Raw genomic sequence first — 13,998 nt, 5'->3', positions numbered from 1 at the left:
AATGGATTTTTATTTTAATGAGTTTGAAAATAGAACCCCACCAGAACCCGTTAAACATAGTCATTTTAGAGAGTTACTTTATCAATATCTAGCCACGTGTAATCTTACATTAGGTATTTGGTATCTAGTTTGGCGTTGGGGGTTTGCGTTAAATTATGATGCTATGTGGTTTTCTTTACCATTAGCGTTTGCAGAATCTTGTGCTTTTATTGGCTCGCTGTTATTTGTTTTTAATTTATGGAAGACTAAAGATGAGCCTAAAAGGCCTGTCCCGAGTAGTATCGGAGAATGTGTTAACGATCCAACCGAAGACCGACCGCTTTGTATTGATGTGTTATTTCCCACTTATGATGAAGAACCTGAACTGGTTAAATTGAGCATTAGGGATGCGCTTAAAATACGTTACCCTCACGAAATTGAAATGAAAATTTTTATTCTCGATGATGGTAAACGGCCAGAAATGGCAAAGTTAGCACAGGAGATGGGCGTTGAGTATATTACTCGTGAGAATAATGAGGGTTATAAAGCGGGTAATTTACGCAATGCGTTAGAGCAAACATACGGTGATTTCATTGTTATTTGTGATGCGGATACGCGTCCTTTTCCCAGTATATTAGAAAATACCTTAGGTTATTTTAGAGATCCTGATGTGGCATGGGTACAGACTCCCCAATGGTTTTTTGATTTACCTGCGGGGGAAAGGTTACCTGTTTGGCTGAAACGTCGCTTGGGTCGACCTTTTTCTTGGCTTGGTCGCTTATTGGAAAAGTTCTACGGCCCAATAACCTTAGGTCGAGATCCTTTTGTTAATGATCCTCAGATGTTTTATGACGTGATCCAACGAAGACGCAATTGGGCGAATGCGTCTTTTTGCTGTGGAGCGGGCTCGATACATAGACGTGAAGCCGTCATGGAAGCGGCACTGAGAAGTTATAGTCATCAAATTAGCCAAGAGCATGACGCGATTGAAAGACAGATCCGTAAGTTGACGAAAGAGAAATATGTCGATAAAGATATCTCTTCTGGATTAAAGCAAGAGATTATTCTCGATACTGAATTCACGCCTTATAAATTTCATGTCTCCGAAGACATTTATACTTCCATTATTCTTCATGGTGACACCGAAAGGAACTGGCGTTCAGTTCAACATACTGAAGTTGAAAGTAAAATGCTGTCTCCTCAAGATCTACAGAGTTGGACCGTACAACGATTTAAGTACTCTGGGGGATCAATCGATATCTTTATGAATGACAATCCTTTACTTAAAAAAGGCATGAGTTTCAAACAAAAAATAATGTACGCTGCCAGTTTTTGGTCGAATTTATCCGCCATTTGGAATGTTATTTTTTTAGCCTGCCCCATTATTTATTTCCTAACAAGCATTGCGCCAGTGAGTGCCTATGACACGACTTTTTATTTGCATTTTTTACCTTTTGTATTAACCGCTGAACTGGCCATGATGGTTGGGACTTGGGGAATATCAGGTTATCAAGGGAAAAGTAATTTTTTATCCTTTTTCCCGGTCAATATGCGCGCGTTATGGACAGTGCTTAGAGGTAAAAAAATCAGTTTCCCGACAACACCTAAAGATCGCCAGCAAGGTGTGTTCTTGCATTTAGTGATCCCACAAATTGCCGTATTTGTATTAAGTTTGTTTAGTATGGGGTTTGCTTGGGTTGCCTACGGAACGGGGAGTTTTGGTGATTATTCATTGGGTGGTTTAATCCTTAATAGTTTTTGGACATTAAATAATATGATGGCGATGTGGGGCATGATTGCCTCTGCTTTTTGGTCACCGAGTACTGATAAAGGAGAGGGGTTAGATTATGGAATCGAGTAGTTCTTTGGTCAAGGCACGTCATCACATTGTATTTATCGCAGGGTTATTAACCGCGCTTGTACTCGCCTTTTCTATCGAGACGCGCGATTATAGCCAAGTCTTAGGTAATTTAAGCTTTACATCGACTGAGCCCATCCCTTTTAGAGATGCAAGAGTCCTGACAGATGAAGAATACCAGTGGGCTAAAATAGCTTGGCAGTATTTTGAAAACAACTATCAAGACAATACTGGGCTGGTGAACTCTGTTGATGGTTATCCTTCAACAACCATGTGGGATACCGCCTCTTATTTAATGGCACTGATTTCTGCCCAACAGTTAAATGTCATTACGCAAACAGAGTTTAATCTTCGAATGGAAAAGGCGTTAGTGACATTATCTCGCATCCCTTTGGTTGAAAACTTATTACCCAATAAAGCTTATAATACTCAAACGCTTGCAATGGTGGATTATTCCAACAAAGACACCCCTAATGGCATAGGTTGGTCTGCCATTGATGTGGGTCGAATACTGGTCCCAATGAATATCCTTATCTGGAAATACCCCAAATTTAATAGACAAGTGAATAAAGTATTGGAGTATTGGAAAGTGGAAGCGATGAATAAAGAGGGGTATTTATTTGGTGCTAGGCCTTCTCCTACTGGGGATAAATTTGATTTAGTCCAAGAAGGGCGGATTGGTTATGAAGAGTATGCCTCGAAAGCTTTAGCCTTAATGGGGCGAGATGTTTTTAATGCGTTAAGGTATGCCGATCATTTAAAACTGATCACCATCGATGGAGTGGAAGTGCCAACTGATAACCGTGATCCAGCTAAATATCATGCACATAACTACGTGGTTAGTGAGTCCTATATTTTGGATGGCATTGAGTTTGGTTCTGATAGTATCTCTAGAATTTTTGCTTATCGTGTCTACAAGGCACAAAAGAACCGCTTTGACCGATTAGGTATTTTGACTGCGGTGAGTGAGGATAATGTTGATCAACCTCCTTATTTTGTCTATAACACCGTGTTTTCAGATGGTAAAGAATGGAATGCTATCAGTGATACTGGTGCAGATGCTTCTCAGTTAAAGACACTTTCGACGAAAGCGGCATTTGGTTGGTACGCCTTGTATAACACGCCTTATACACTCAAGTTAATACAAGGTGTTGATACGCTTTTTAATCAGAAAAAAGGTTGGTACTCAGGGCTGTATGAACGGGATGGGAAAATCAATACAGCTATTACGGCTAATACTAACGGTATTATTTTAGAGTCACTGGCTTATATGCAAAACGGGGCGCTGTTGAATATTGGTGTCGATACGCAGCTTTAATAGGGAGTGTCATATGCGTGTTTTTTTGACTTGTTTATTCATCATATTAATGACGGCTTGTGGCAATCGTTATCAAGGGTTTTCAAATGAGGTCACTGGGCGAGAAAGGCATTGGACATCACCTGTTCCGCGCTCTGGACCGTTAACTGAGCAAGAGCTTGAAATGGCGACGATTGCTTGGAAGTATTTTGAGAATAATTATCAAGAGTCGACGGGACTGGTTAATGCGGTGAATAACTATCCATCGGTTACTTGGTGGGATGCTGCATCTTATTTAGCCGGCATGGTGAGTGTGTATGAGTTTGGGGTGATTGATAAAGAAGAATTTAATCGCCGTTTTACGAAATTTGTTGCAACATTAAACACCATTGATTTGTTCAGAGGTGAGTTACCTAACAAGGTTTATAATACTCAAACGGCAGCTAAAGTGGATTATGCTAACCAACCCGGTGAAATTGGTTATTCGGCACTGGATCTTGGCCGTTTATTAATTTGGTTATATATTATCAAACAACGCTTTCCAGAATACGGCACTGCAATTGATTCTGCAGTATTACGTTGGAATTTTTGTCATGTAGTGGATGAGAATGGCACCATGTTTGGGGCATTGCTTGAGAAAGGTAAAGAGGTGCAATATTTACAAGAAGGGCGATTGGGATATGAGGAATATGCAGCAAAAGGGTTTGAATTATGGGGATTTAATACTGAGCAAGCTTTGTTGCCAGAACCGTATGGTACGATAAATCTGTATGGTTATGACATTCCTTACGATACGCGAGATCCTCGTAAACTAAAGGCTCACAGTTATGTAGTGACTGAAAGTTATGTCCTTGATGGTATCGAGCTAGGGTGGGATTTAACTGAAGATCGCAGTGCTCATGATAATGATTATTCACATGAGTGGATGGCTGAGTTTGCGATGCAAATTTATCGTGTTCAAGAAGCACGTTATCATGAAACAGGCATTATCACCGCGCGTACTGAACATCAACTTGCAGGCGCTCCCTATTTTGTCTATGACACTATTTATACGGATGGTTTTGCATGGAATACGATTTCTGAAGTCGGAGAGTATTTACCTCAATATTCAGCTGTGGCGATTAAAGGTGCCATGGGGATGTGGGTACTCTGGGATACAGAATATACCGATTTGTTGTTTGATCATGTCAGTCATACTTATGATAAAGAAAAAGGTTTTTATGAAGGAATATATGAAAATGGAAAAGGCTTAATTGAAACTTTCACCTCCAATAATAATGGTATTTTATTAGAAATACTGTTGTATAAAACTCAAGGAAAAATATTAACTTATCATGCTGATATGGCACCGAGTTTGTGGGGCAAGGCACTGCAAACTCAATTTGGACATGAAGGAAAATGTTTACCTCGTAATAAACAAAAGGCTAAAGCTTTGGCTCATCTTGATTCTGTAAGTACTCAATAGCTTATCTATACTGAAGAAGGAGTAAGTATTGAGACGGGTTATTTTACAGCTTTTTATCTTTATCGTCATATTAATGTTATCGGCTTGCGGTGCTTTATACCAAGGTGTGCAATCGGGTGTGACAGGGGTCAGTGAATCTCAATTTATCAGACAAGGCCGATATGGAGAGTTGAGTGAACAAGAGTTACAGTGGGCACAAACGGCTTGGTTGTATATTGAGAATAATACACAATTGGCGACAGGGCTGGTTAATTCGATAGACAATTATCCCAATATGGATTTATCTTCACTTGCTGATTACTTATTTGCGTTAGAAGCTGGTCGCCAGCTTGAATTTATTAGTCCCAAGGAGCATGACGAACGGCTCACATTAGCCATCAATTTTTTGGTGAATATGCCGCTTGTGAGTGACAAAGTACCCAATAAAGTGTATTCAACGACCACTGGACAAATGGTGGATTATGCGAACCAACCCGCTGAAATTGGCTGGTCCTCCATTGATATTGGGCGATTATTGATAGCATTAGCATTTACAAAGCAACGTAACCCTGAGTTTACTGAGTATATTGATAAGGCAGTATTACGCTGGAATTTTTGTGTATTAGTGTCTGATAAAGGTGAATTATATGGTGGGGATATTAATAACGCTCAAGTGACCATTTATAAAGAAGGGCGCTTAGGAATTGAAGAGTATGCATCATATGGCTTTCTTGATTGGAAAATAATTCCCGGTAAGTCCCTCGCGTTAGAGCCTTATAATGTGGCGACTATTAACGGGATAGATTTACTTTTTGATGGCCGAGATCCTCGTCACTATGATGTACTTAGGCCTGTGTTTACCACGCCTTTTTTGTGGTTAGGGCTAGAATTTAATTGGGATGATATTGACGATACCAGTTCAATGGATTCGAATCACAGTAACGCTATTTTAGCGGCAATGGCAGACTCGATATATCAAGTGCAGGAGAGTCGGTGGGATTTCGAAAGAGTGTACACCGCTAGGGGGGAACATGTTGTGTCTGGGGAACCTTATTTTGTTTATGATGCCATTTATGCTTTAGGGACCCCTTGGATTACGGTGGCTGAAGACGGTAGCAGTCATGATCATCTTGCTTTAGTGTCGACTCGTGTTGCTTTTCAAATGTGGGTGTTATGGAAAACAGATTATACCGATCGTTTACTGACCTTAGTCAGAGAGCTTTATAATCTTCAACGGGGTTGGTATGAGGGGCGATATGAAGCTTCTAGTGGCTATGAGAAGATCATTACGTTAAAAACCAATGCGGGTGTATTGGAGGCGTTACTTTATAAGATCAATGGGAAATTATATCAACCTAATGACAATAAAGAATACCGTGATGTACAGTTTGATTCGCGTTTTTATCATCCAGGAAAGTGTTTAACGGAGACTTTTCTATGAATACAATGGACATAAAATCTTTGCGATTATGGGTTATGGTCATCTTCATACTCATGATTGTATTGGATCCGATGGCAATGGCTGTTACAAAGGATCTTGATCTTTCTCCTTACACTAAAACCAATTATCTATTGTCCAAAGGTCGCTATAAACAGGCATCAGAGCATTGGGATAAACTCAGTGTGATGTTTTTGGCTAATCGAAATAACCTCGATCAGCAAACGATGTGGCAATCAGCTGGACTTGCAGCGGCTTTAGCGACCATTGCGGCAGATAAAAACAATGATCCTATTGCCTATCAATATTGGGCGGACAGTACCCGTTACCTTTTAACCGGAGGAACCAACTGGCAGCAGTTACAAGCGTATTTACATCAACGTTTAGAGACGGCTAATACACAATTGTCAGTTGTGTTACAAGTGAACGATGTGACGGGAGGTCTTGATGAAAACTTGGAGAAAGAGTTATCGGTGTTACAAGTATGGGATGATAAACTCAATTTTTTTCAGTTTGTTGCGCCTAAATTAGGCTTGAATAAATATTCAGATCCACAATCTCGTCAGGCTGTTTCCCCCCCCAATGCGCGGCAGATTAATCGTTCTCAAGGTCAAAAAAAAGGACAGCAAAAAAAATTGTCAGGTTTTGATGCTAATTTTTCTCAAACTCAATCGTTTATTGCCACACCTGGTGCAATTCAAACTCAAGCGGAGGTGGGCGATAGTGCGGATCTTGATGCTGAGGACAACCCTCCCTTTGAAGACAAAGCGGGTGAAGAATCAATACAATCCAAAGCCATTAATAGCAGTGCGGGGGGAGTGTCGTCAGCATCACAAGGTAGCATTCAATCGACACCTTCAAATAATCCCTTGGCGAGAGGGAATTTAGCCATTATTCAAGATCAACAATTAGAAGCAAGGCAAAAACGCCATTCATCGAGTCCAAACACGGTCGAGCCTTCCGCTCAAGATGGCTCGAGTGATGAATCAAATAAGGCGTTAGATGATAAGCGGCTGGTGGAAGACTAAAGATGTGTCGCTTGCAATTTGAGGAGTAATTACTAGCCTTAGTCATAGGGTTGGCTCTGATCTATTGTTTATGTGGATCAGGGTCTAGTGATTAATATTATGAAAGGATTCATTATGAGTAGCTCATCAATATTAGATACACTCGTGAGTAATGCCAATCAGCACTTTGATTTAACAGAGTCTCGTCATCAAGATCAGTTGCTTTATTTAGCGGATGCGCTACTTGAGTTATCCGATATTTCATCTGAAGAATTCATTCAGTTATCTTTACAGCCTAATAGTCCACTTGAGTTTCAATTAGCTGTGAAATTGGTTTGCTCACGTCGTTATATTTTACAAATTCAAGTACCTCTTGATATTGGTATTGTGTACGCCATGTGGGGGGAGCATAACCGACTTTGTGAAAAAAGCGATCATAATCCCAATGGGGAAGATTCATTAAATGCGAAAATGATGCAGTTAAATTGGATCTGTAACGATTCTAATGTCAATTGGAATCTATACCCTGTAGATGATGGTTGCCCGTATAAAAGCTACAATATTGCTAAAGATATTGTGAAGAAAAACAAGAAAAGTAGCAAAGTGAAAGTATTGCATTTAAAGGATGGAATTACTGATATTCAAGGGCCTCTTGCCAAGTTAGCCTCGCTTGATGATTCAAGTAAAGGTGGGGCAATTATTTTTGGTTGTCTTAAGGCGCTAGATGATAAAATGGATGCGATTATTTATACCGATGCGGATAATTCAGTGCATTTAGGGCAGCTAGGACTTATTTTAGAACCTTTTATCGAAAGAAATGTGGATGTGGTACTCGGTAATAGAAAGCATGCCGAATCTATTTTAGTGAAGCAAGAAGAGCGTTGGGGTATTGGGATTAAGACGTTAAGGCATATGCAGAGAATGGTGGGGAGTGAGATCTTCTCAAAAGGGATCTATGATACCCAAGCAGCGTATAAATTATTTAGTCGAAGTGCGTTAGAAGCTATTCTTGCCGCGCCAACGGTATTTGACTTTTCATTTGATACCGATTGGATTTTAGCGTCAATGAAAGAAGATCTTGTGATTGAAACCATTCCTTTTGCATTTATTGATTCGGCCGCCGAATCTGCGTCGGTTGTACAAGGCCCGATGAGTACTTGGCTTATTTTATTAACGGGGTTAGTGAAAGCGTTAAGGTCACGTGAAGTTGAACATGACATTGCCATGGCGAAAGTGATTGATGAACACGTTAAATCGGTTAAGGATCTTGAACAAATTATTAATTTATTACCCCCCGAGTTAATGGAGGTTTCTGATAAAGAATTAGGTCAACATACGCTAATGTCACCAGAATCCTTGTCTAAATGGCTAACAGAAGTGAAATCAGAACATATAAGAATACAATAGTTTTTTATTTAAATTAATGATAGAGATAGCTTCACTATTATTTTCCCTCGAAAAGGAGCATTACTTTAGTCGAGCTTCAATATAGAGTGTATATTCAAAGTACTTGAAGATGTTTGTCTTTTGCATTTTAAAGTGCTTTGGGGCGGTGATCATTTAAGGCGTTTGGATCAGTAAACGATATTACTTTTGAGCATGAAGGTGAAATGAACACATATGGGCCAGAGATGAAGATAAGACTTGATTATCAATGTTTGTTGTCAGCCCTTATCATGTTTATTTCTTGTGTTTCAGCGACTGAAGACGATACTGAATTAGGTGCTGAAAGCGGATTATTGAGAAGTCTCAAACCTCATTACCAGATTGCTGATCATGAACCTTTACCGCACCTGACGCATCCATTCGTTTTGATTGAACAATTGCAAACGGATTTGTTCTCCCATCTGCTCCCCCTTTTGGTTGTGGTTGAGTCATTGGAAACTGATATTGTCCCATCGTATTCTAATGGAGCTTCTTTCTCACGTTCAGTTGTTATTTCAGATGGAAAATTGAATGAACGGGTCGATAACCTTCCGGTTCATTTTCAACGTCGAGCCGTCATTCCTAATATCAATGAAATGCAAGAGTCGAGTGACAATGTATCAGGAGTTAAGATATCAGCACGATCCCGTATAGAGGTTATTCCTTTAACGAGACAAGAGTTATTACTGTTAAGTAAAGCGCAGCGTTTTATGGAAGACAATTGGAATGATGTGACCGGTTTTATTGACTCTGTTAATGGTTATACACAGACAACGATGTGGGATTTAGGCAGTGCGATTAGTGGCATTTTGGCTTTAGAAGCATTGGGTGTTGTTGAAAGCCAGTTAACGCAAATAAGGCTCGAAAAGCTATTAGCAACCTTGATGAGTATGCCATTGTATGACAATAAGTTGCCTAATCGGCAATATAACACGGTGACGGGATTACCTTCAGGGCCTTATAGTAAAAGTGCCTCTCATGGGAATGGTTGGTCTGCATTGGATTTAGGGCGGCTTTATATTTGGTTAGAGGTGATTAAGCAGCAAAAACCCCAACTATCTCATCAGGTTGATAAGATTACTGATAAATGGAAATTAGAAGACGCTGTAAAAGGTAAGACCCTTTTTGGTATAAAGCTAACATCTAAGGGGGAACACTTTCGCCAAGAAGGACGTTTAGGCTATTTACAATATGCTGCCAAAGGCTATCAACTTGCAGGCCTTAATGTAGACAAGGCTTATGATTGTCGTCATCTAGGTGAGGTTGAGGTGGAAGAGAAGACATTATTAATCGATAAACGTAATTTGCCTTTTTTTACTTTAGATCCTTACCTACTTTATGCAATAGAAGTGGGTCGACCAAAAGACTGTTGGTTTCAATTAAATACTTTATATCAATTACATAAACAGCATTTTGAACGTTTTAATCGCCTGTTAGTTTACGCTGAAGATTCCCTGAATCGAAAACCTTGGTTTTTATATAATAATATTTATTATCAAGGGGATGCTTGGTGGAGCGTGTCTTCATCAGGTAAAGAGGTGCCGAAACAGAATGTTCAAATATTCAGTAATAAAGCTGCGTTAGCAATGAGCATGCTTTTTGATGATGAATACGCCACGTTATTAGCTGATAAAGTGATAAAAAATAGCTTGAAACATTATCATGTTCCTACAGGGTTATTCTCAGATGGGGCGGAAAATGTAGCTTATAATATTAATACTAATGCGTTTATTTTAGTGAGCTTATGGTTCAAATCAAGAAATTACACCCCTATTTTAATGTGATTGAGGCGGGGACTGACACACGAAAGCATTAATATTCTATAACGATGATGAAAGCATGATTATGAAGGGACTATGGTCATATTTGGGGACGTTTTTTTTATCATTTGGGATCAGTTTATTGTTCTTATTATATTCTTACGGTTGTTTTGCCAATGGTCATCAAACGCAAATGGCGGAAAATGCACCTAAGCCTGAATCGGGTAACTTAGAGAATAGCGGAAAAAAAACATCCATATTACGGGAAGAAACGGAGTTTGATCAAATTTGGCAAGGTGCGAACAGTTCTTTTGACTTACCTTTTTTCTCTTGGGGGGAAGAGACTCCTTGGTATAAAAGGTGGAATGGTAATATGAGTTTAGGCATTCCTCTTACAGAAACACCTGCCACCCTCCCGCCTGATGCAACCTCGGGGCCGAGTAATCAAAATACAACGGCGAGTTTATCGCTTAAATATTCTATTTTAGGCAATTGGTTCATTTCCGCGACGGCTTACTATTATTTTGATCCTGATTTACAGCAAGCTTGGAATCCTGATTATACTTATGTATTTGGTTATAGCGATTGGAGGCCGTACACTTTTAGCTTGTTATATTCTAATTATGGTGGGAATCGATTTGCCCCCGAAGAGGGACAAAAAAGTACCGAATTTGGGCAGGGGACTTGGTCATTAGGCTGGAAGTTTCCTGTTGGAGAGCCTTGGATTGACTGGTTATCCTTTACTGATAAAGGGGCTATTGGATGTCAGTTTGATTATAACTATACACCTGAATATTTTGATTTAGCGTCTTCTGAATACTTAACGGGCCAGCAAACAATCAGTTTGGGTTGTAAGTATGCGATCATTGGCAACTGGTATGTCAATGGAACGGCCTTTTATTATTTAGACAGTTCGCAAAAACAGCCTTGGAATCCAGACTATACTTATGGCTTTGGTTACTTTGATTGGCACCCAGGAACGATCACGGTTCAATATAATAATTATTCAGGTAATCGCTGGAATAGTAGTGAACGAGGTGAGGATACAGGACGTTTTATTGACGGTTCAATCAGTATTAGTTATTCATTTACTTTTTGAACTGCGGCCAACCTTATGTTTATAAACTTAACATATCTGGACCCCCCGCATGCTCAATGATATTGGGTATATGAGTGACGCTTCACTGTATTAGTTGATGAGTTTCTTGTGTTTATGTTGTACTTTTGTTTGGCAATGAGGGCATATATAGGAATGCTTATGGATTTTTTCAAGACAAGCATGGCATTGGATCGTTCTTCTGTCTTTACTGAGTAAGATTAATATGAGGCCTATAGGACCTAGTACATAACCCAGTAAAAATCCTGCAATAATATTGCCCTTTAAATACCCAATGATGACAGACAGAGCCAGCATAATAAGATAGAAGATAATCCAAAATGAGATGCTGTTCATATTCATTGTCTACAGAGTCTCCTCGATAATGTTTGAGGAAGATGCATCAAATGGGTAAAGAATATTTTTATGAAGATAGCCTGCTCTTTGATAATCATTAATATTAATAATCCACAACATCTTTTTCACTCCAGTGGTGCTGTTCGCGGCACAGTGGACAAATAAAGCTATTTAATTGACTCGACGTTTTATTGAGGTAAAAGTGATTTGACTTCATTCCCGTTGGAGTCAGTTTTAATTTGTTTGGGCAGATAATTTCAATGATATTGCTAAATTCCTTCATTACTTCACCTTTAGTCATGGGATGCACAGAGGGGGTATTTCGTTATAGCTTGGCTATCAAGTGTAATACAGATTATGCTCAGTTCAAGAAGTAAGGCACCTTTTTATGTTGCTAATGACTATGCTTAGGATGGGTAAAAAGAAAGGGATCAATGATGGAAAACGTGGCGGTGATAGGGAATTAAGGTGCCGACTATTCCAACCAATTTTGTCAGTACTCCGATTACTGGGCCAAAAGCATTGCAACAACTGGCTCATCAATATGGGCTAGGGGACAAATTAGTGGTAAAGCCCGTTTATGGTACCTTTGGTGAAGAAAATTATTTAGTAGATTTGATTGAATATGATTTTAATCCATCAATTTGTGATATTAAACCCGATATTATTATTCAAAAGTTTATGCCAAATGTGAAAATTGAAGGAGAATATAGCTTTATTATTTATGATAATACCATCTCACATACCGTATTAAAAACCCCTTCGATATTGGATCTCCGTACTCATCAAATGCACGGTGGTACATCACAACTGGTGTCACCCTGTGAAGATGATCTTAATGCTGCTGAAAAAGTATTAGAGAGTATATTGATGTTAACAGGAGAAAAGGCTCATGAATTTCGTATTGACATGATCCGCTGTGAAACGACTCAGACGTTATTATTATTAGAATTAGCGATCGGCGATCCTATCCAATACTTACATCTATTGAGTGAGGCTCAGCAAAGAAAAGCGATTCACCACTTTATTGATTCAACCGAATTATGATTTTATGACATGAAAGAAAAATGAGTAAGCCAGCGAATAATAAGGTTATGCTGGCTTACCGTATTCATTTCACTTTCTAAATTAACACTTTTTGACGATAACGCTGCCGATCGAATAACCTGCACCAAAACTACTGATTATTCCGATACTTCCTGATGATAAATCACTTTTATGTAAGTGATAAGCAATAATCGATCCCGCTGAACTGGTATTGGCGTAGCGATCTAAAATGATTGGTGCTTCATGAATGTTGGCTTCACGGCCCAGTACGCGTTTAGCAATAAGTTGGTTCATGGTTAAATTGGCTTGATGTAACCATAATCGACTAATGGTATCGGGTGTTAGCGATAATGCATGTAAATGTTCGCTGATATGATCGGCCACCATTGGGCAAACTTCTTTAAAGACTTTACGGCCATTTTGAATAAACAGCTTGTCAGCAGTCTTTAAGCCAGCCTCATCACAGCGATTTAGAAAGCCGGCATTATTGCGTATGTTATTAGAAAAAACAGTCTGTAGCTTAGTGCCTAAGATCAGATATTGGACATTGCTGCTGGCGTGTTCTGCTTCTTCTAATAGCACCGCAGTACAAGCATCACCAAAAATAAAGTGACTATCGCGATCGCGAAAATTTAAATGACTGCTACAAATTTCAGGATTTAACATGAGGACGCATCGTGCATTACCACTTTGAATGGCATTCATTGCGGCCTGAATGCCAAAGGTGGCAGAACTGCAGGCAACATTCATGTCATAAGCGAATCCTTGGATCCCTAGTTGAGTTTGAATTTCAATGGCGATAGCAGGGTATGCGCGTTGTAAATTCGAGCAGGCAACAATCACCATGTCGACATCTTGAGCTTGTTTCCCTGCTTGTTCAAGGGCTTCTTTGGCGGCAATGACAGACATTTCACATTGTAATGATGCTTCATCATTATGACGGTCTGGAATAAAAGGTTTCATGCGGTTGGGATCGAGGATGCCTTTTTTGTCGACCACGTAGCGACTTTTTACGCCGGATGCCTTTTCTATAAAAGCACTGTCACTTTTTACTAGGGCAATGATTTCTCCTGTTTCGATTGCTGCACGATGTTGTTCATTAAACTGCGCCACGTAGAGATTAAAAGAGATGACTAATTCATCGTTTGAGATGCTATGTTCTGGGGTATAGAGACCGGTACCACTGATCACGACTTTTTTCACTGCATTCCCCTTAAAAATGGACGATTGTTGGCGATAGTAGCGTGCTAACGGCGTTAGCGATCCTTTTTGACCGCTAAACGATTATTA

At 39.5% G+C, this 13,998-nt stretch carries 12 protein-coding genes; 9 read left to right on the top strand and 3 right to left on the bottom strand.

Features of this window, described 5'->3' with window-relative positions; translation table 11 throughout:
* Position 1 precedes the first annotated feature (1 nt).
* The 8 genes from L2764_RS12360 (at position 2) to L2764_RS12325 (ending at position 11,307) form a co-directional block, all read left to right on the top strand.
* Complete coding sequence (locus L2764_RS12360; RefSeq protein ID WP_248940562.1) at positions 2-1,840, top strand: glycosyltransferase family 2 protein; 1,839 nt, start codon at positions 2-4, stop codon at positions 1,838-1,840.
* A complete protein-coding gene (locus L2764_RS12355) occupies positions 1,827-3,155 on the top strand; it encodes a DUF3131 domain-containing protein (protein WP_248940561.1) in 1,329 nt (442 codons plus the stop codon). Before L2764_RS12360 ends, L2764_RS12355 begins: the two co-directional genes overlap by 14 nt.
* 13 nt (positions 3,156-3,168) lie before the next feature.
* Positions 3,169-4,599 (top strand): DUF3131 domain-containing protein, encoded by a 1,431-nt coding sequence (locus L2764_RS12350; protein ID WP_248940560.1) that lies wholly within the window; start codon positions 3,169-3,171, stop codon positions 4,597-4,599.
* 28 nt (positions 4,600-4,627) lie between these two features.
* Entirely contained in the window at positions 4,628-6,019 is a 1,392-nt protein-coding gene (locus tag L2764_RS12345) for a DUF3131 domain-containing protein (RefSeq protein ID WP_248940559.1), read from the top strand.
* On the top strand, positions 6,016-7,044 hold the full coding sequence (locus L2764_RS12340) for a hypothetical protein (protein ID WP_248940558.1): 1,029 nt from the start codon (positions 6,016-6,018) through the stop codon (positions 7,042-7,044). Before L2764_RS12345 ends, L2764_RS12340 begins: the two co-directional genes overlap by 4 nt.
* 114 nt (positions 7,045-7,158) lie before the next feature.
* Positions 7,159-8,430, top strand: coding sequence for a glycosyltransferase (locus L2764_RS12335; protein WP_248940557.1), 1,272 nt, complete (start codon positions 7,159-7,161; stop codon positions 8,428-8,430).
* Between the two features lie 224 nt (positions 8,431-8,654).
* Complete coding sequence (locus L2764_RS12330) at positions 8,655-10,232, top strand: DUF3131 domain-containing protein (protein WP_248940556.1); 1,578 nt, start codon at positions 8,655-8,657, stop codon at positions 10,230-10,232.
* A 118-nt stretch (positions 10,233-10,350) separates the two neighbouring features.
* Positions 10,351-11,307 carry a hypothetical protein gene (locus L2764_RS12325; protein ID WP_248940555.1) on the top strand — a complete coding sequence of 319 codons (957 nt, stop codon included), beginning with the start codon at positions 10,351-10,353 and terminating at the stop codon, positions 11,305-11,307.
* 90 nt (positions 11,308-11,397) lie between these two features.
* On the opposite strand, the gene L2764_RS12320 is transcribed toward L2764_RS12325, so the two are convergent.
* Together L2764_RS12320 and L2764_RS12315 are read right to left on the bottom strand one after the other, a co-directional pair.
* Complete coding sequence (locus L2764_RS12320; RefSeq protein WP_248940554.1) at positions 11,398-11,667, bottom strand: hypothetical protein; 270 nt, start codon at positions 11,665-11,667, stop codon at positions 11,398-11,400.
* A gap of 97 nt (positions 11,668-11,764) precedes the next feature.
* Positions 11,765-11,944 carry a hypothetical protein gene (locus tag L2764_RS12315; protein WP_248940553.1) on the bottom strand — a complete coding sequence of 60 codons (180 nt, stop codon included), beginning with the start codon at positions 11,942-11,944 and terminating at the stop codon, positions 11,765-11,767.
* Between the two features lie 185 nt (positions 11,945-12,129).
* Between L2764_RS12315 and L2764_RS12310 the strand changes: the two genes are divergently transcribed.
* Positions 12,130-12,708 carry an ATP-grasp domain-containing protein gene (locus tag L2764_RS12310; RefSeq protein WP_248940552.1) on the top strand — a complete coding sequence of 193 codons (579 nt, stop codon included), beginning with the start codon at positions 12,130-12,132 and terminating at the stop codon, positions 12,706-12,708.
* A gap of 81 nt (positions 12,709-12,789) precedes the next feature.
* Here L2764_RS12310 and L2764_RS12305 read toward each other — a convergent pair whose 3' ends face one another.
* Entirely contained in the window at positions 12,790-13,911 is a 1,122-nt protein-coding gene (locus L2764_RS12305) for a beta-ketoacyl-ACP synthase III (RefSeq protein WP_248940551.1), read from the bottom strand.
* Positions 13,912-13,998: the final 87 nt, after the last annotated feature.

The sequence above is a fragment of the Shewanella surugensis genome (assembly GCF_023284005.1).
Taxonomy (GTDB): Bacteria; Pseudomonadota; Gammaproteobacteria; order Enterobacterales; family Shewanellaceae; genus Shewanella; species Shewanella surugensis.
This window is presented reverse-complemented; position numbering and strand designations above follow the sequence as displayed.